The organism is Vibrio sp., assembly GCF_050299255.1.
In the GTDB taxonomy this organism is placed as follows: Bacteria; Pseudomonadota; Gammaproteobacteria; order Enterobacterales; family Vibrionaceae; genus Vibrio.
This window is the reverse complement of sequence record NZ_JBNKVP010000029.1, coordinates 20979-38111: the sequence shown is the minus strand read 5'-3', so window position 1 is coordinate 38111 and position 17133 is coordinate 20979. Positions and strand designations below refer to the sequence as shown.

The window sequence follows — 17133 nt, the reverse complement described above, 5'->3', positions numbered from 1 at the left end:
AGTCAGCGTACCAGAGGTCGCACGTTCAGCATCTGGTCGCAATGCTCCATTTCGAGAGGAATAAACAAAGCTCTTCCAAAATGTTTTCTCTAACGCCGTATCGCGAGATTCCCTCTCGGGTGTATCTGAACGCAATGCGAGTTTCAATAGATGGAATCTTGGTGTGCCGGTTAACGTATAAGGTCTACCTGCTCCATCGGTCACGTTAAACTTAAACGAAACGGTTCCGTCATTGTTTAACACTGGTTGGCTGAGTGTTACCGCTGTATCTTCCACCTGAGGTGGAGGTGTGTTTTGGTCATTACCACTGTCTGGTCCACATGCTATCAGCAATAAGCTGAGCATGGAGGCCAACATCGCTCTTAATATACTCATATGATTATCCCTTTATCCCTATTGTGCTTCCGTATGGTGGGCGAATTAAGGTTTAGGTTAAGTTTTTTAATTTTTAGCTGCTTTTGTCTTTAGCTGATTTGGCGTTGCTCACAAAATCTAACCCAGATAACCACAAGAAGATTTTGACTAAGTCCAGATACAGCTATAACACCCTATATAAGAGCATGCTTATCAAAGATTTTCTTTGATCTAATTCCACTATTTTGTCTCAAAGTAAATAAAACCAATCCGAAAATTTAAAAATGAAAAAACATTACTTTTGATGATAAATTTCTAATACTAATCACAAAAAACGCAGCAACATTGCCAAACATTGACTAAACTTATAGATCGCTTGTTTCGCATAGTTGTTAACTTTGGTAGTGCGTAACTAAATCAAGTACATAACTGAGCTATTGGCTAATGTGGGGAATATGGTTCTAAATTGTTAGAGTAGATTTTCAGATCTGTATTATTCTCGATTTAGATCATGTATTTTTTTTAATATTAAATATAAAATTCCCTTGTAGATAACACGTAATCACGGAAACTATATTTTATGTCTGCTTATAAAAACCAACTATTAAAAGCTATGTGCGCACTTTCTTTGGGTATCGCTTCTGTCGGTGCTGTACACGCAGCCACTGCTGATCTGATCAAAGAGAAAGAGTGTGAAGCATGTCATGGTACCAATGGCGTCAGCACTAATACTGATATTCCAACCATCGCAGGTATCCCGGCATATAACCTCAGCGATCAAATGATGCGCTACCTGGATGGTCGTCCGGCCAAAACGGTCAACCATGTTCAGGGAGACACCAGTAAATCAGGCGATATGGCCACTGTCGTAGAATCGCTGTCAGAAGAGCAAATTGAAGAGCTGGCCGCTTACTACAGTGAAATGGACTTTGTTCGTGCTGACCAACCGTTTGATGAGGCACTGGCTAAAAAAGGTAAAGCCATTCACGATAAAAGCTGTGACAGTTGCCACGCAGAAGGCGGGAGCGATCCGTTTGATGAAGCTTCAATCCTGGCGGGTCAGCATAAAGGCTACTTGCTGACGTCTTTGATGCAGTTCAATAAAGGCGAGCGCTCAGCTGATAAAAAAATGGACAAAGCAATCAAAGAGTTAAGCGAAGATGATTTGAAAGCTCTTGCTGAATACTACGCCAGCTACCAGTAAGCTTAAGGCCAATAATAATAAGGAATGTAACATATGAGTTTGTGGAGCAAACCACGCAGTAAGTGGCTATTGGGCATCCCGATTGGTGGTTTTCTGGCGTTTGTCGTCGGTATGGTTGCCCTGGGAGGTTTTCACTGGGGTATGAGTTATACCAACAGCAATGAGTTCTGTTACGGCTGTCATATCGGCATGGATACCATTGTTGAGGAATATCAGGAGTCTATCCACTTTAACAACTCCAAAGGTGTAATTGCCGCCACCTGTGGTGACTGCCACGTACCGCGCGAGTTTATCCCTAAAATGGCGTTGAAGATTGGCGCAACCGCCGATATCTTTCATAAGCTTACCGGAAAAATTACGCTGGAAAACTTTGAGTCAGAACACCGGCCAAGACTGGCTGAAAAAATCACTAACCAGTTTATCGAGAACAAATCAAAACAGTGCCGCTACTGCCATGATGTTGAGCGTATGGACTTTGAAGAGCAAAGCCGCTCTGCAGCCCGCCGACATCAAACTATGGAAGAGAGAGGTAAATCCTGTATTGATTGTCACGCAGGTATTGCTCATAAACTTCCTGAAGAACCTGAAGAAGAAGTGGAAGAATAACTGAGTAAATAACTCAACTTTATTTAGACTAGTCACATTAAGATTAAAAGGCGCCTATTTGGCGCCTTTTTCTTTTATTGATTTTACCGTACCAAAATAGGAAATAACTCTTATTTTATCAATTCTACGGGCAGCCTTTCGTGAGTTCGACTACCTTAACTGACAAATATATTGATTTAGATCAATTCAGAATTTCACACTGTTCCAAAAACAAGATTGAGGCTGCAGCTTAAAAATTATCTCTACTAAATTAATTCTTAAAAGTTAAACAAATTACATTCATTGAAATAATGTTTTAAACAGCAATATGTAAATAAAGCTTTTGTACTAAAACACACATTTTTGGATTAATTGAACTCAAAATCCAATCCACTATTAATATTTATCATTAAATCTACAAAAACCGTGTCAGCGCTACTCTCTGATCTAGACGGTATTAGTTCACTAAGTGTAATTCAGCCAGTTGATAATTATTTTCAACTTTAATTTTTTATTATTTAAGATTGATTCTCATCTGGAATAAAATCCTACCTGGACGGCCTGCCTCGTATATCTATCAAAGACAAGCTAACTCACTGAAAGTAATAGCGTACAGTTCAATCGTCATTAAGTTAAGTAACTTCGCGCTACACCCAATACACTGGCAGTTGCTGCAGATAGAAGGACTTATACGTCAGGCTTGGTTGCTGGGCGCAGTGTAAGAACAACTACTTGAGATTTATTTGGAAAAGTCATCACTGGCGCAGTGCAGATGGGTGGAAGCCCCAGCCACATCCCGGCACACAAGTCACCCGCTGCGGCTGCTTCCTTCCGGACCTGACCGAGTTCACGAGCTATTGTTGCGGGAGGACCAGGGCCTCCATAGATTTGTTTTCGATGGCCTTAGCCAAAGAGTGAGGGGATTATTAAGCATCGCTTAGACGAATGCAAGTGCTATCGCCAGGCAAAACCAATTTACCGGTCTGACTGAGCAGCAATTAATCAACCAAAGCACCTGGATATCAGCTTATCACCCGTTAGGTTGTAACACTGACCTCACCATCAGCAAGTTCGGCTTGTTCTGTTCTGGCCAGCGATGTCATTTTGCGTCCAGACTGGCTTTTAAGCCGGTACATATCCTGGTCGGCTTCATCCAGAGCTCTGGCCAAACTTTTACCTTTACTATCCGGTAGCGAAACGCCCATTGCTATCGAAACATTCAGGTCAATGTTCTTGCTATGGTCACGAAAGTGAAACCGAGACAGGGTTGCGGTTAATACCTTTAACGCTGAGCGGCTGGTTTTGCCAATCAGGATAAACTCATCACCGCCGATTCGATACGCTCTGCCAGGCCAGTGCGTTCGAATGTAATGAGCAACGTCTTTAAGCACCTGATCTCCCACTTCATGGCCGTAGCTGTCATTTATTGGCTTAAAATCATTGATGTCTAAGTAAACGAGTGTCGTCCCGCTGCCAATGCCACGCCGGTAACGGCTGTGTAGCGCCCGTCGATTACGCAACCGTGTCAGATTATCGGTACGAGCCTGACGGTATAAATAGACAGACAACGCCAGCAATACCAGCAATAACAAAGCAAACATGTTCTGCACATGGCGGGCAAGATTCTGCTCTGCGCGCAAAGTCGCCCTTAAATCCGGCTTATGGGTATAGTGGGCTATCACCGCTTGAATATCGACAATTTCAATCGCCTGACTAAAGAGGGTGGCCAACTCCTGGCCATAGGGCGTTCTGGCAAATCCCAGCGCAATGCGTGAGGTATGAAATGTTCCGATTCCGGAGTCCATTTCAATTGGCAATAATTGGCTGGCATTAGCCAAAACCTGGTAAAAGTTGGCTTCACTTAAGACAATATAATCCACCGCGCCATTTAATAATGCCGCTACCTGTACCCGCTGGTTTGGAAAACTGTAGAGGGATTTCTGTGGCAACATTTCACCGAGTAAGTCTTGATAAAAATCCCCCTCAATGACGCCGATTCTTTCAGGCAGCAGCTCAGAAACATGCCGGTATACTCCGGATTTGTATCCTTCTCGCTTTACCATCACCGCTTTAGGCTGATAGAAAGAGGAACTGAAATAGAACAACTGCTGGCGGGCCGGAGAAATATTGATGGGAGCAATCAGATCAACTTCCTTATCGATCACCTGTTGATACATCTGCTCCCAGGGTTCATCGGCAGAACTGGTCACTTCACAGCGCAGCATGAGGATGTCACACGCCTGGAACAAAATATCTGCCGCAACACCCTGCACGCGCCCATCGGGCTGATAAGTTGCATATAGACCAGCATTTTCCAATTTTACTTTCACAGGGTGATTAAGCGATATTCCGCTTGCTCGGACCTGATGCCGCAACACTTTCCGGCGCACAGCAAACTGGTATCCTTCCATCGCTTGCCTGAAAGCAACCTGTTGCTTGTCTGACAAAAATAGCCGCTCGATCTGTTTAAGTAACTGGCCAGGAACATCTTGATGAGCAACAACGGCTAGTGCTTTGACGTTCAGTTCATTGCTCGCCAATGTGGCCTGATAACCGGCACTGAGGTATCGCTCCAGCATACTCACTGAATCGATTACAGCATCGGCTCTATCATCAATTAGTAGCGAAATCCCCTCTTCCTGGCCGCTAAATTCTATCAGCCTGGTATAGGGAAAAATGCTTTTCAATATCGCGCCATAATCGCTGGCTTTGGGCACGCCAATCCGTGTCGCCTCGTTAAACGCAATCGTCGGTTTGGTGTAAATTTGGCTGTAGTCACTATGGATTGGCGCGGTAAATTTGACCTTGTTGGCGCGTTGCGGCGAATAGGCGATATTAGCACTGAAATCAGCTTCGCCAATTTCCACTGCGCTAAGGGTATCCGAAACACTGGGATAAAATTGGTAATCTATGGCTATCCCAGTCTGGGAAGCCACATGATCAAATAGAAATTTGGTCGTCACGGCATTTTCAACCGCAGCGACCCGGTAACTTTGTTGCCCACCTACCGCAGAGCTGCATAGCATCACTAGCAGCAGAGATAGGCATATCTTGCATCCTTTCAACATGACGTCATCTATATCTTATTGTTATTATTTTCTTATTTCTGATACAGAATAATAGCCGATAACAAAAAAATCACATATTCAGCTGATGAAAAAACCGTCATTTTTTTGCGCTAGCTTACGTTTTAATCACCAAAGGCTATTTGATCTCTTGGTTTTCTTTCGCGCAAGCCAACACATAATCTGTCATCCAGGCTGTGGTAAGCAGGCAAATCCAAACCACGAACACCGTACTAGGCACCTCACTGTACGGGTTTACCGCTAACGCCATAAAGGCCACTGCCGGCAGCGTCCAACACAACAGTTTGCTCCATTCGAGCTCTTTACGCTGACTCAAACTGGCCACTGAGGTCATAATGCCAACCAGGCTGACGCCCAGTAACGCTGCAGCCCCATATCCGGCAGCCCACAACGGAACCAATAGAGCCAAAGCCCACCAGTTACTGCGATTGCCTGGCGTCCAGTGGAAAGTACTCCACCAGATAACCGCCATGGTTAATGTCTGTACCAATGTGGCTTCGGCGCTGCCGCCAAGCTTGCCTGAAGACTGGGTTAACATGATGCCCACTTCTAAGGTCACCACGATTAATAGCGTGGTCAGGATAACGCCGATGCTGCTGCGCGGAGAAAAGACCACCATAAACAGGGGCAGTAAGGTCCAAACAGCTACCGAGAGAGAAACCGGCTGATGCGGCAGAGTTAAGCCATAGCTGGCCAGTGCCAGAATAAGCAGCACGCCGCGCAAGTTTATCGACTGGAAAAACCACAAACCGGGCACAATCAGCGCTAATACCGGAACTTCACCACCACTGGCATTAATGGCGGTAACACTGATCGCAGCCAAAGCGGTTGTGATAACAAATTGAAAAGTAGAAAATACCATGCCCTCTCCTTATCCCTTCCATGGAAATTGAACTAGGCAGATTCAGTATGGACCAATTCTTAGCGCAAATCTTTGCAGTAATTCACCAAATTCCGCCGGGCAGAGTCACCAGCTATGGCGATGTGGCTCGCATGGCGGGATATCCGGGTTATGCCCGCCACGTAGGACGTGCACTGGGTAACTTGCCTGAAGGTAGTCAATTACCCTGGTTTAGGGTCATCAACAGTCGTGGCGAGATCTCGCTACGTGGTTCGTCGTTTGAACGGCAAAAGCAGCAGCTTGAAGCAGAAGGGATAGAGGTAACTGATACTGGCAAGGTGAATTTAAAACGCTTTCGCTGGCAACCCTAACCGGCTATCTAAGCCACGATATTCAAGGTTAGCCGGCGTTGTTTTCGTGCCATATTGTTCGATAACATGGTGAGATCTGTGTAATATTATCCAGATCAATTGTTAAGGATATGTGCGAATGAGTAAGCCGTTAGACGAACTGCTGAGTTTGTTGCAGTTAGAAAAACTCGAGGAAGGCCTGTTTCGGGGTCAAAGTGAACATTTGGGCTTGCCGCAGGTATACGGCGGTCAAGTGATTGGCCAGGCGCTGTCTGCGGCCCGCTATACCGTGCAAGATGATCGCACCGTACATTCATTTCATAGCTATTTTCTCTATCCCGGCGATCCGGAAAAACCGATTATTTACGACGTAGAAAACCTGCGCGATGGCCGCAGTTTCAGCACCCGTCGGGTCAAAGCGATCCAAAATGGTAAACCTATTTTTTACCTGACCGCCTCTTATCACGGTGATGCGCCGGGGTTTGAACACCAGAATCGTATGCCAGATATTCCGGGCCCGGAGAACTTCCTGTCAGAATCTGAGCTTGCTAGACAGATAGAACACAAATTACCGGACAATATCAGGCGGGTTTTCTGCGGTGAAAAACCGATCGAAATTCGTCCGGTTACTGTGGTTAACCCGCTGAAACCAACCAAGGAAGAACCTAAGCAACACCTTTGGATTCGTGCCAACGGTGAGGTACCGGATAACCAGTTGATCCACCAGTACCTGCTGGGCTATGCATCTGATTGGGGATTTTTGGTTACGGCGCTGCTGCCGCATCAGGTATCACTGATGACGCCAAATTTCCAGGTTGCCACTATAGACCACTCTATCTGGTTCCATCGCCCGTTTAAGATGGACGAATGGTTGCTCTATGTCATTGAGAGCCCGACGGCGAGTAACACCCGCGGACTGGTGCGAGGAGAAATTTACAATCGTGAAGGCCATCTAGTGGCCACGGCTGTGCAAGAAGGGGTAATGCGCCGAACCAACTAAGCGCCCTATTCTTCGCCCAAATCAGTCTGATTGCATACTATCTGGCCCGTATCGTTCTGCTGAACAGGGGCCAGTTATGGTTTATTCGACAAGGTCTGTCTTGCGAAGCCGCTGATGGCAAATCACACACAAATCTGCTGGTCAGAAAATCACAAAGGCAATGCGGTGGTATATTTAAGCGGTTCCATAGCAAAAGTCGAGGTCACATCAGATAGCCCGCGCACCGAGTTAACCAGCTTTTTGTAAAACTTATCAAAAGCAGCCATATCTTTAACCAGCACTTTCATCATGTAGTCGTACTCCCCAGCCATGCGATAAAACTCCATCACTTCCGGGAAATCCACCACCACATTAACAAACTCCTGATACCAGCTATGGGAATGGTCGCTGGTTTTTATCATGACAAAGGCGGTGAAAGAGAGCTCGAGTTTAGCGGGGTCCAGCAGTGCCACGCGCCGGCTGATCACGCCCTGCTCTTCCAGTTTTTTGAGCCGTTTCCAGCACGGCGTGGAGGTTAAGTTCACCGCTTCGGCCAGATCATTCAGCGACAATGTGGCATCAGTTTGCAATAGTGCGAGGATTTTTCGATCAATATTATCCATAGATATAACTTACTTAGAAAAATTTTCTACTTATAAGCCAAACAGTAGCAAAATTAGCAAAGTTTTTCTCCAGATTAGCAGTTAAATTATTCTTAACAGACTAAGGAGCAAGTTATGAGCTGTGACCATCAGTGGATAAACCAAGCGATTCAGAAAATTGAAGCAGATTATCAACGTTCTGCCGATACCCATTTAATCAAACTTGAGTTGCCCAGTGTCGAAGGCATTGACGTCTACCTGAAGGACGAAAGCACCCATCCAACGGGGTCGTTGAAACACCGTTTAGCCCGCTCACTGTTTCTTTATGCACTGTGTAATGGCTGGGTGGGTCGCGATACCCCTATTATTGAGTCCTCGTCCGGCTCCACTGCGGTGTCTGAAGCTTATTTTGCCCGGCTGCTTGGACTGCCATTTATCGCCGTGATGCCAAAGTGCACCGCACGGAAGAAAATTGAACAGATCGAATTTTATGGCGGTCAGGCGCACCTTGTTGACCGCTCTGATCAAATCTACGCTGAGTCACACCGTTTAGCACAAGAGCTGAATGGCCACTATATGGACCAGTTTACTTACGCAGAGCGTGCCACTGACTGGCGTGGTAACAACAATATCGCCAACTCGATTTTTAGCCAGATGGAGCGCGAGCTTCATGCTATCCCGAACTGGATCGTCATGAGTCCCGGTACCGGTGGCACCTCCGCAACCATTGGTCGATTTATCCGTTATCAGCAGCATGACACTAAACTGTGCGTTGTCGATCCGGAGAACTCCGTATTCCACGCCTATTACAAGAGTGGCGATGCCGCGATCACTTCGCCATCAGGCAGCAAAATAGAAGGTATCGGACGTCCCAGAGTGGAGCCAAGCTTTATACCGGGCGTCATCGACGAAATGCGTACCATTGCCGATGCGGCCAGTGTTGCGACAGCCCACTGGCTGGAAAAAATTCTTGGCCGAAAAGTCGGTGCCTCCACCGGCACCAATTTGTATGGTGCGCTGCAGCTGGCCAGTGAAATGAAACGTGCCGGTGAGCAAGGCTCGATTGTGACGCTGTTGTGTGACAGCGGTGAACGCTACCTGGACACTTACTATGATGCTAACTGGGTGGCAGAAAACATTGGCGATCTCACCCCCTACCTGAACAAACTTAACCGGTTTGAGCAAACGGGCTACCTGGCCTGAGTGAAAGCAATTTCGACCGGGTTTCATCCACCAAATCACCACTAAAAAAGCGCTGCGAAGCAGCGCTTTGTTTAATTATGGTAGGGTAAAGTATCACCGGTTATTTTTGGTTGTTGACTTTCTGCCGCGCTTCGAATGCCGCCAATTGTTCCGGAGTCGCCGCTGGCTGGTGATTCTGTTTCCACTCGTCATAGGTCATGCCATACACCCGCTCTCGACCGTCATCCAGATCCAGATCCAGGCCCTGAGCTTCAGCTTCTGCGGTATACCATTTACTGAAACAGTTGCGGCAGAAACCCGCAAGGATCATCAAATCAATATTTTGCACATCTTTGTTGTCATCCAGATGTTTCAGCAAACGGCGGAATACTGCTGCATCCAATTGGTCTTGCTGTTGCTGGGAGAGTTGTTTGTATTTGAAATCGGCCACGATACTATCCTCTGTTGTTTTTTTGTTAGTATGATTAAACCAGTTGAAAAGACAATAAAAAACCCGGCAATCGCCGGGCTTGTTTAGTTAATCAGTGATATTCAGTCTCATCGTTTTCCAGCTGGGGGGCTCAGCTTTGAATGCCGACGATCAACCAAGGTGCATTCTCAGCCGTTAAATCACGCTCCAGATGCCAGATATCGCAAATATCTTCTTCAATACCTTCAACAACATCACGATAACGTCCGGTAAACTGCAAGCTTAGCTGTGCTTTGGTGGCGTCGTAATCGGCACGGACTATCTGCGCATCAACGTACATCACGTCGGTATGCTGCTCTCCCGCCAGTTTTTCGCGTTCCGCTTTCAAATCACCAAACAGACTTGGTGATACATATTCTTCGATAGTATCAAGCTGATTGTGGTTCCAGGCCCCTTGCAAAATACGGTAGTGCTCGCGGGCGCCATCAATAAAAGCTACCTGATTAAAGCCTGGCGGGTAATTGTGCGGTACATCAGTCTGGCTGCCAAAACCACCGGCTGGGCTTGATTGCGGCTGCTCAAAGTTGTGTACGTTGGGCTGCTGATGGTTGGGGTTGTTATGACCGCCATACGCCGGTTGTGAGCGATACTGGTTCATACTGCCCTGCTTAGCCCCCAACATGCCGCGCATCAAACGGAATATCACGTAGGCGATCAGTCCCAGGATTAGGATATCCATAAACTGAATACCTTCAAACGCACCGCCAAAGAAGGCGGCCAGCAGGCCACCGGCCAGCAATCCGCCCAATAAACCACCCATCAGTCCTTTTTTGGTCTGGCTTTTTGCCGCTGTGGTGCCATTTTGTTGGTTCAGCGTATTGGTTGCCGGTTGTTGCTGCTTCGGTGCTGGTGCCGTTTTAAAACTCTTACCCAGAGTCTTGCCCCCACCTAGTCGCTTCGCTTCGGCAACCGGAGCCACCGCAACCGCAACAATCAGCAGTGCGATGACAGAAAATAGTCGTTTCATAATAATCCTTGATAACTCGTTGGAGGAAGCTTGGCCATCATACCGAGTCCTTATGCGCAAAGAAACTGAAGGCAATGGAAGAGATGTTTCAGAATATTGCAAATAATTCACTGTTAGGTTGACGTATAGAGAGAGCAAAATTTAGAATATTGAACAATGTTCATTTTAATTATGCAGCTTTTAAATACAGAGCCATGGCACGTCGAAACGATCACACTAGGGATGAACTGATCGCCCTAACGCTGGACACAGTCAAACAGTTCCTCAGCGAACATTCTTACCATGAATTAAGCTTACGTAAAGTCGCCACTATGATCGGCTACGTACCCAGTACACTGGTTAATGTGTTCGGAAACTATAACCTGCTGCTGCTACATGCTGTGGCGCAGACACTGGATGAACTGGCCGACGAAGCCAGGCAAGTCGTGTGTCAGGCTGCCGAGCCCAAAACCGCTCTTTATCAGCTTGCTTACTGTTATCACGACTTTGCCCTTCAGCATCCATATCGCTGGCAGCTGATTTTTGAGCATAATATGAATGGTGAGATGCTGCCTGAGTGGCAAGCTAACCGAATTAATAACATGACCGGCATGTTGGAAGGTCTGCTCCGGGAGTTAGCCCCACAACGAAGCGATGCTGAAGTGCTCAAAGCCAGTCGGGTATTGTGGTCAGGCGTTCACGGAATTACCCTTCTCAGCGTCGATGACAAATTCTTCGCTTCAGAACCTGTCGACGGAAAAGCCTTAATTGAGGATCTCCTGTCCAACTATCTTAGCAACTGGTAAGCCAAAAGGAATTGCCATGCCTCACCACAACCAGGCATCACTGTTAACCCAGCGCCGATTTTTACCCTATTTTATTACCCAGTTTTTTGGCGCGTTTAACGACAATATTTTTAAAAATGTTTTGTTACTGTTTGTCGCATTTGTTGGCAGTTCCGCCTTACCCGTGTCGAGCAATCTGTTCATAAACCTGGCGGCCGGATTATTCATCCTGCCGTTTTTCTTATTCTCAGCCACCGCAGGGGTGCTGGCCGACAAATATGAAAAGTCCTGGTTTATTCGCCGGGTAAAACTGGCAGAAATCGGCATCATGTGCCTGGGTGCCATTGGCTTTATTACCGAAAGCTATGGAATCTTACTACTGCTGTTGTTTTTGATGGGCACGCAATCGGCTTTTTTTGGACCGGTGAAATACGCCCTGTTGCCACAGCAGCTAAAACAGAACGAACTGGTACCGGGTAACGCCCTGGTAGAAACCGGCACTTTTTTGGCCATATTACTCGGGACCTTAGGTGCGGGCATGATCGCTTCTGCTGATAACGCCAAGCACCTGGCTGCCGGAGCCGTGGTGCTGTTTGCGCTGTTTGGCTACCTAGCCAGTCGCTCAATTCCCGAGGCTCCAGCCGGAGCTCCTGAGCTTAAATTCCGCTGGCAGCCGGTCAAACAGACCAAAGCCACCCTGGCCATCGCCCGGGCGGATCGGGTGACGTTCCAGGCACTGATGGCCATTAGCTGGTTCTGGTTCCTCGGCGCAGCGTACCTGACTCAGTTCCCCAATTTTACCAAATTGCACCTGATGGGCATTGAAAGCTCTGTCTCGTTCCTGCTGGCGCTGTTTTCCATCGGCATTGCGACCGGCTCTCTCGCTTGTGACAAGCTCTCCGGGCACCGAATTGAAGTCGGCATCGTCCCGATTGGCAGTATCGGCATCACGATATTTGGTGCCTTGATGGCCACCAGCATCCCGGCCGATTTACCCCAGTTCACCAATTTCAGCCAGTTTGTCACCTATCAGCAACTGTGGCCGCTGTTTATCTACCTGTTGCTGTTAGGGGCATCCGGCGGGGTGTTTATTGTACCGCTGTACGCTTTGATGCAACAACGGGCGAAATCCAACCAAAGGGCTCAGGTCATTGCGGCACTGAACATTTATAACTCGCTGTTTATGGTTGGTAGCGCAGTACTCGGCATCGTCTGCCTGAGCGTACTGGAGCTGTCGATCCCGCAGCTGTTTCTACTGCTGGCGCTGCTGAACCTCTTAGTGGCCATCTACCTGTTTTTGCAGGTTCCCATCTTTGTGGTGCGCTTTCTGGTCTGGATGCTGACCCACACCATCTACCGGGTCAAACACAAAAACCTGCACCATTTACCAGAACAGGGTGGCGCACTGATCGTCTGTAACCATGTTTCCTTTGTGGATGGACTGCTGCTTAGCGCTGTCTGCCCCAGATTGATCCGCTTTGTGATCGAAGAAGAGTACGCACAGATGTCCGCGTTAAGGCCTTTTTTACGCCGGGTCGGGGTGATACCTATCAGTGCGAATAACCGTTGTTCCATTCGTAAAGCGTTTGCCGATGTGGAAGCCGCACTGGCCGAAGGGCATATCGTCTGCATTTTTCCCGAGGGTCAACTGACACCAGACGGCGAGATAGGCCCCTTTCTACGCGGAATGGACATCATATTACGCCGCAGTCCGGTTCCGGTGATCCCGATGGCATTGAAAGGATTATGGGGCAGCTATTTCAGTCGCCACAAAGGCAAAGCGTGCACAGGCCTGCCGAAGCGCTTCTGGTCGCGGCTGGAAATCGAAGCAGGCCAGCCTGTGCCCGGTAGTCAGGCCAGTAATGCCCTGATGCAGGAAAAAATTCAGCAGTTAAGAGGCGACTGGCAGTGATCCTACCGACAAGCGTTCAGATTATCTGAACGCTTGTTCAAAACATTAAGACTTACTGACCATTTATTTTCCGTTACAATCTTTCCATCTTAGTTCTCAGCGCCTTAACCACATGAAAAATGTAAAGTCTCTGCTGCCGTTCTGGCTCGCTATCTTTGTCTGTCTGATGCCGTTTATCAGCTCACCTATGGCACTGATACTGGGCTTTCTACTGGCCACTTTTGGCTTGGTTCCCGCCCATTACGCCATTACCAAAATGACCAAGACTTTACTTGCCTACTCTATCGTCGGACTGGGCTTCGGCATTCAGGCATCACAAGCGCTGGCTGTCACGGTTGATGGTCTGGGCCTGATTGTGACGACTATTTTCGCCACCTTAGCTATCGGTGTGTTGATCGCCAGGCGGTCCGGTATTGAGGCGAAAACCGGTTACCTGATTTCGGCGGGCACTGCCATCTGTGGTGGTAGTGCTATAGCGGCAGTGGCACCGGCGATTAAAGCCAAAGACGACCAGATAGCCCTCGCACTGGCAACGGTATTTGTACTCAATTCACTGGCACTGTTTGCTTTTCCGGTAATAGGTCATGCACTGCAAATGGATCAGGTCACCTTTGGCCAATGGGCCGCGGTGGCGATTCATGACACCTCTTCTGTGGTAGGGGCGGCCTCAGCCTATGGTGAGCAGGCTCTGATGACCGCTACCACGCTGAAACTGGCAAGGGCGTTATGGATTGTACCAATAGCATTATTGAGCGCCTTGCTGTTCCGCAGTCAGTCCAAGCGGCTGGCGATCCCCTACTTCATCCTGTTTTACGCTGTCGCGATTCTGTTCAGCGACTGGCTGCCGCAATTTAACGATATCTATCAATGGATATTTGCTGCTTCTAAGCAGGCTTTGGTGGTGTGTCTGTTTTTGATCGGCTGCAGTCTGTCGGTAGATAAGCTCAAAGCTGCCGGCATCAAACCGCTGCTGTTTGGGGTGACTTTGTGGCTGTTGGTGTCGGTCAGTTCACTCTGTTATCTGCTGTTCACCTGACCGGGGCATCGCGGGGAGAGGCTAAGTATTCAACGAGAACTGGCCAGATTTTTGCGGGTAGACGCCGATTTCAGTAGTCCGATCGCCAATACCAGCAGGAAGGCGCTTAGCTCTGCTAAGGCCCGTTCCAGCCCCTGGGCCGAAAAAGCAATGACCACCTGCAGCAACAGTGCAGCCAACAGTATCCATGTCATCTCTTTATTCTCCAGCATATCCTCTGTGAAGATTATTATGCGTGAAAGTTATATAGAGACTAAATTCTGTTTTGGACTATTAAATAACCGTAAAGTCGCTGTGGCGGCTGAGCCACTGTTTTAGTCGGCTGCGGGAGAGCTTGATGCCGCCGCTATCAGCCAATGCTGGCATCGCCAGATAGTGATCCGGGTGCTTGAATTTTTCCAGCTTATCGAGCAGAAACTCGCTAAGTTCGTGACTGTTAATCCCCTCTTGGCTGGCGATCAATGCCACCGGCCGGGCACCATATTGGTCATCTTCCACCGCAATCACCATCGCCTGATCCACTCGTGGATGACGCAGCAGTGCCGCTTCAATTTCCTCGCAGTGAATGTTCTCACCACCAGAGATAAACTGATTATCCGCCCGGCCGAGTATCTGCAGGTCATCGCCATGCCAGCGCCCCAGATCTTTGCTGTCAAACCAACCGTCCAGGCTTAAGGGTATTACCTTGCCCTGCCGGTAATAACCCGCAGCAAGCGTATCGCCGCCGATATAGATTCTGTCACCAATCAGTTTCAGCTTTCGCCCCGCCAGTAACTGGCCGGCGCCGGGTTGCTCGTCGACCGGTTTGGCCGTCACAGTCGAGGCAGCTTCGGTTAAGCCATACCCCAACCAGGTTGCGATTCCCTGTTCAGCCGCTTGATTCGCCAGTGAGATCGGAATGTGGCCACCGCCCAGCAGCACATGTGTTAGCGACAGTGACTGCTTACTGTCTAACAGCTTTTTCAGTTGCGTCGCCACCAGTGATGCGTGACTGACATCCTGAATATCGCTGGCTAAATCACCACTACCGACTTGCAGGCAGGCACCGGCGATCAACCAGCGATAAACAATCGCCAGCCCTGAAACGTGGTAAATCGGCAGGCTGAGTAACCAGCAGTCCTGACTGTCGAAACCAAAGCTCGCTAACAAACCTTCAGCCGAGGCATAGTGCTGGCAGTGGCGATGAACGACCGCTTTCGGATTGCCGCTGCTGCCGGAGGTAAAGATCACTGAAGCCAGGTTCTCTGGGCTAAACGCGTCCGTGTGGTGAACTTCAGCGTTGGATTGCCCCGAAATATCAAGCGTCCGCCACCCCGCAGGCAAGGCTGGCGACGAGTGATCCGGCTGTCGCCAATAGATAAAGTGCTGCTGACCCGGCGTGGTTAAGGTGGCCAGTTTTTGCTCTAGGGCGGCTTGCGGCTGTGGCATCAATAATGCGGTTAAGGCGCCCAGCTGTGCGGAGGCCAGATAAAGTAACACCATCTCGTGGTGGTTTTTACCCAGCAATGCTACTACGCTGCCTTGTGTCACGCCCTGAGCAGCAAGCTGCGCGGCCAACCGGCTGACCTGTTGCTCGATCTCTTGCCAGGTAAGCCGCTGGCCTTCACAACGCAGGGCCACCGCGTCAGGGCGAACCCTGGCCCAATGTTGCCACAGTGGCCGTTCAGTCGTGATCACGACTGCCAGACTAACGTTTGCTGCTCAAGCGGAATCAGCGGCAGTTCAGATTTTGGCCACGGCACTTCTAGCTGGGCCTGAAACAGCTGCAGGGTATCCAACCCGGGTACTTCTTCCGGCAACAACGCAAGGGAAAGCCGGGCCAACTGGTCTAAACCCAGACTGGATTCAAGGCTGGAGCTGATCACCGCTTTAATGCCTAAAGCCTGGGCTTTTTCGATCAGTGCCATGCAGCGGCTCACCGAACCAATCAGCGTCGGCTTAATGATTATCGATTTTACCCCGGTCAGCTCTTCCAGCCTGAAACCGGGTTGCTGAACCGCTTCTTGCAGCGTTTCATCCCAGGCAATGGCAATGCCGGTATCTATCGCAAATGACAGGCTTTCTCCGGGCTGCTGGCACGGTTCTTCGATGTAGGCGATCCGTTGGCGCAGTGACGGAGTGACGTATTTAGCGAACTGCAGTGCCTGCTCTTTGCTCCAGGCACGGTTGGCATCCAGCCTTAAGGTCAGATCCGGAATGGATTCCAGCATTAGAGTCACGATCATACCGTCGCGCACCGGCTCATACAGCCCCACTTTGATTTTGGCGACTTTCTGCCCCGGCAGAGCGCTCAGCAGCGGCAGTAATTCATCCGGGTCTCCCGAGCAGAGCGGCGCTACCTGATAACTCCCTGCCGCAGGTAATTGCTGATCCAACTCCATAATGGCCATCGACAGACCAAACGCCACCGACGGATACAGTTGGTCAAAGTCAATCTCCTGGCCAGACTGCCAGCGCTGCAGCTGTTGCTCAGCCTGCAATTGTGCCTGGTCCAGTGATTCTGTGCTGAAGCCGGGTAGCGGCGCCACTTCACCACGGCCGACCTTGCCATTACTGATCAGCTCAATAATCAATCCATCTCGTTCAGTGAGTTTACGCTCACGCAGCACTACTCCACTGTCCATCGGCAGGGAGTAACGAAACAGTTTGGCTGTTTTCATTATCATTGTTACGTTTCCTTATCAGTTCACGATGTAGCTGGTCTAACGCAGTAGAAAACTACTAAAGTAGACCAGTTGGTGACCCGAATTAATTCAGCCGGTCACCATCGAAAATCTCACC

At 48.9% G+C, this 17133-nt stretch carries 16 protein-coding genes, 1 other RNA gene and 1 pseudogene; 8 read left to right on the top strand and 10 right to left on the bottom strand.

Features of this window, described 5'->3' with window-relative positions; genetic code table 11:
• Positions 1-375: pseudogene (locus ACQY6F_RS09990) on the bottom strand (hypothetical protein); the annotation flags it as partial.
• A 559-nt stretch (positions 376-934) separates the two neighbouring features.
• Between ACQY6F_RS09990 and ACQY6F_RS09985 the strand changes: the two are divergent.
• Both ACQY6F_RS09985 and ACQY6F_RS09980 read left to right on the top strand, forming a co-directional pair.
• Positions 935-1558, top strand: coding sequence for a c-type cytochrome (locus tag ACQY6F_RS09985; protein ID WP_428774063.1), 624 nt, complete (start codon positions 935-937; stop codon positions 1556-1558).
• Between the two features lie 33 nt (positions 1559-1591).
• Positions 1592-2164, top strand: coding sequence for a NapC/NirT family cytochrome c (locus tag ACQY6F_RS09980; protein WP_428774061.1), 573 nt, complete (start codon positions 1592-1594; stop codon positions 2162-2164).
• 759 nt (positions 2165-2923) lie between these two features.
• Here ACQY6F_RS09980 and ffs read toward each other — a convergent pair.
• The 3 genes from ffs to ACQY6F_RS09965 form a co-directional block, all read right to left on the bottom strand.
• An RNA gene (gene ffs, locus ACQY6F_RS09975) (signal recognition particle sRNA small type) lies at positions 2924-3020 on the bottom strand.
• Positions 3021-3180: 160 nt separating this feature from the next.
• Positions 3181-5169: a diguanylate cyclase domain-containing protein gene (locus ACQY6F_RS09970; RefSeq protein WP_428774060.1), complete on the bottom strand. Its 1989-nt coding sequence runs from the start codon at positions 5167-5169 to the stop codon at positions 3181-3183.
• A gap of 178 nt (positions 5170-5347) precedes the next feature.
• The gene (locus ACQY6F_RS09965) at positions 5348-6091 is read right to left on the bottom strand and encodes a hypothetical protein (protein WP_428774058.1); all 744 of its coding nucleotides are present in this window, start codon (positions 6089-6091) and stop codon (positions 5348-5350) included.
• A 47-nt stretch (positions 6092-6138) separates the two neighbouring features.
• Here ACQY6F_RS09965 and ACQY6F_RS09960 point away from each other — a divergent pair, with 47 nt between their 5' ends.
• Together ACQY6F_RS09960 and tesB are read left to right on the top strand one after the other, a co-directional pair.
• Complete coding sequence (locus ACQY6F_RS09960; RefSeq protein ID WP_428774056.1) at positions 6139-6441, top strand: MGMT family protein; 303 nt, start codon at positions 6139-6141, stop codon at positions 6439-6441.
• Between the two features lie 118 nt (positions 6442-6559).
• Positions 6560-7420 carry an acyl-CoA thioesterase II gene (tesB, locus tag ACQY6F_RS09955; RefSeq protein ID WP_428774054.1) on the top strand — a complete coding sequence of 287 codons (861 nt, stop codon included), beginning with the start codon at positions 6560-6562 and terminating at the stop codon, positions 7418-7420.
• A 149-nt stretch (positions 7421-7569) separates the two neighbouring features.
• Here the strand turns inward: tesB and ACQY6F_RS09950 are convergent, their stop codons facing one another.
• On the bottom strand, positions 7570-8028 hold the full coding sequence (locus ACQY6F_RS09950; protein WP_428774067.1) for an Lrp/AsnC family transcriptional regulator: 459 nt from the start codon (positions 8026-8028) through the stop codon (positions 7570-7572).
• Between the two features lie 108 nt (positions 8029-8136).
• Here ACQY6F_RS09950 and ACQY6F_RS09945 point away from each other — a divergent pair, with 108 nt between their 5' ends.
• Positions 8137-9204: a PLP-dependent cysteine synthase family protein gene (locus ACQY6F_RS09945; protein ID WP_428774052.1), complete on the top strand. Its 1068-nt coding sequence runs from the start codon at positions 8137-8139 to the stop codon at positions 9202-9204.
• 100 nt (positions 9205-9304) lie between these two features.
• On the opposite strand, the gene ACQY6F_RS09940 is transcribed toward ACQY6F_RS09945, so the two are convergent.
• Both ACQY6F_RS09940 and ACQY6F_RS09935 read right to left on the bottom strand, forming a co-directional pair.
• Positions 9305-9634, bottom strand: a complete 330-nt coding sequence (locus tag ACQY6F_RS09940) for a DUF1244 domain-containing protein (RefSeq protein WP_428774051.1) — start codon at positions 9632-9634, stop codon at positions 9305-9307.
• Positions 9635-9764: 130 nt separating this feature from the next.
• Complete coding sequence (locus ACQY6F_RS09935) at positions 9765-10640, bottom strand: Tim44 domain-containing protein (RefSeq protein WP_428774049.1); 876 nt, start codon at positions 10638-10640, stop codon at positions 9765-9767.
• Positions 10641-10834: 194 nt separating this feature from the next.
• On the opposite strand from ACQY6F_RS09935, the gene ACQY6F_RS09930 reads away from it, so the two are divergent.
• The 3 genes from ACQY6F_RS09930 to ACQY6F_RS09920 all read left to right on the top strand — a co-directional run bounded on the left by ACQY6F_RS09930 (position 10835) and on the right by ACQY6F_RS09920 (position 14352).
• Positions 10835-11425, top strand: a complete 591-nt coding sequence (locus tag ACQY6F_RS09930; protein WP_428774048.1) for a TetR/AcrR family transcriptional regulator — start codon at positions 10835-10837, stop codon at positions 11423-11425.
• Positions 11426-11441: 16 nt separating this feature from the next.
• Complete coding sequence (locus ACQY6F_RS09925) at positions 11442-13316, top strand: MFS transporter (RefSeq protein ID WP_428774047.1); 1875 nt, start codon at positions 11442-11444, stop codon at positions 13314-13316.
• A gap of 112 nt (positions 13317-13428) precedes the next feature.
• Positions 13429-14352, top strand: coding sequence for a YeiH family protein (locus ACQY6F_RS09920; RefSeq protein WP_428774046.1), 924 nt, complete (start codon positions 13429-13431; stop codon positions 14350-14352).
• A gap of 29 nt (positions 14353-14381) precedes the next feature.
• On the opposite strand, the gene ACQY6F_RS09915 is transcribed toward ACQY6F_RS09920, so the two are convergent.
• The 3 genes from ACQY6F_RS09915 to menC all read right to left on the bottom strand — a co-directional run bounded on the left by ACQY6F_RS09915 (position 14382) and on the right by menC (position 17012).
• On the bottom strand, positions 14382-14546 hold the full coding sequence (locus tag ACQY6F_RS09915; RefSeq protein ID WP_428774044.1) for a hypothetical protein: 165 nt from the start codon (positions 14544-14546) through the stop codon (positions 14382-14384).
• Positions 14547-14625: 79 nt separating this feature from the next.
• Positions 14626-16029: an o-succinylbenzoate--CoA ligase gene (gene menE / locus ACQY6F_RS09910; protein WP_428774042.1), complete on the bottom strand. Its 1404-nt coding sequence runs from the start codon at positions 16027-16029 to the stop codon at positions 14626-14628.
• Positions 16026-17012, bottom strand: a complete 987-nt coding sequence (gene menC, locus ACQY6F_RS09905) for an o-succinylbenzoate synthase (RefSeq protein ID WP_428774066.1) — start codon at positions 17010-17012, stop codon at positions 16026-16028. Before menC ends, menE begins: the two co-directional genes overlap by 4 nt.
• Positions 17013-17133 lie beyond the last annotated feature (121 nt).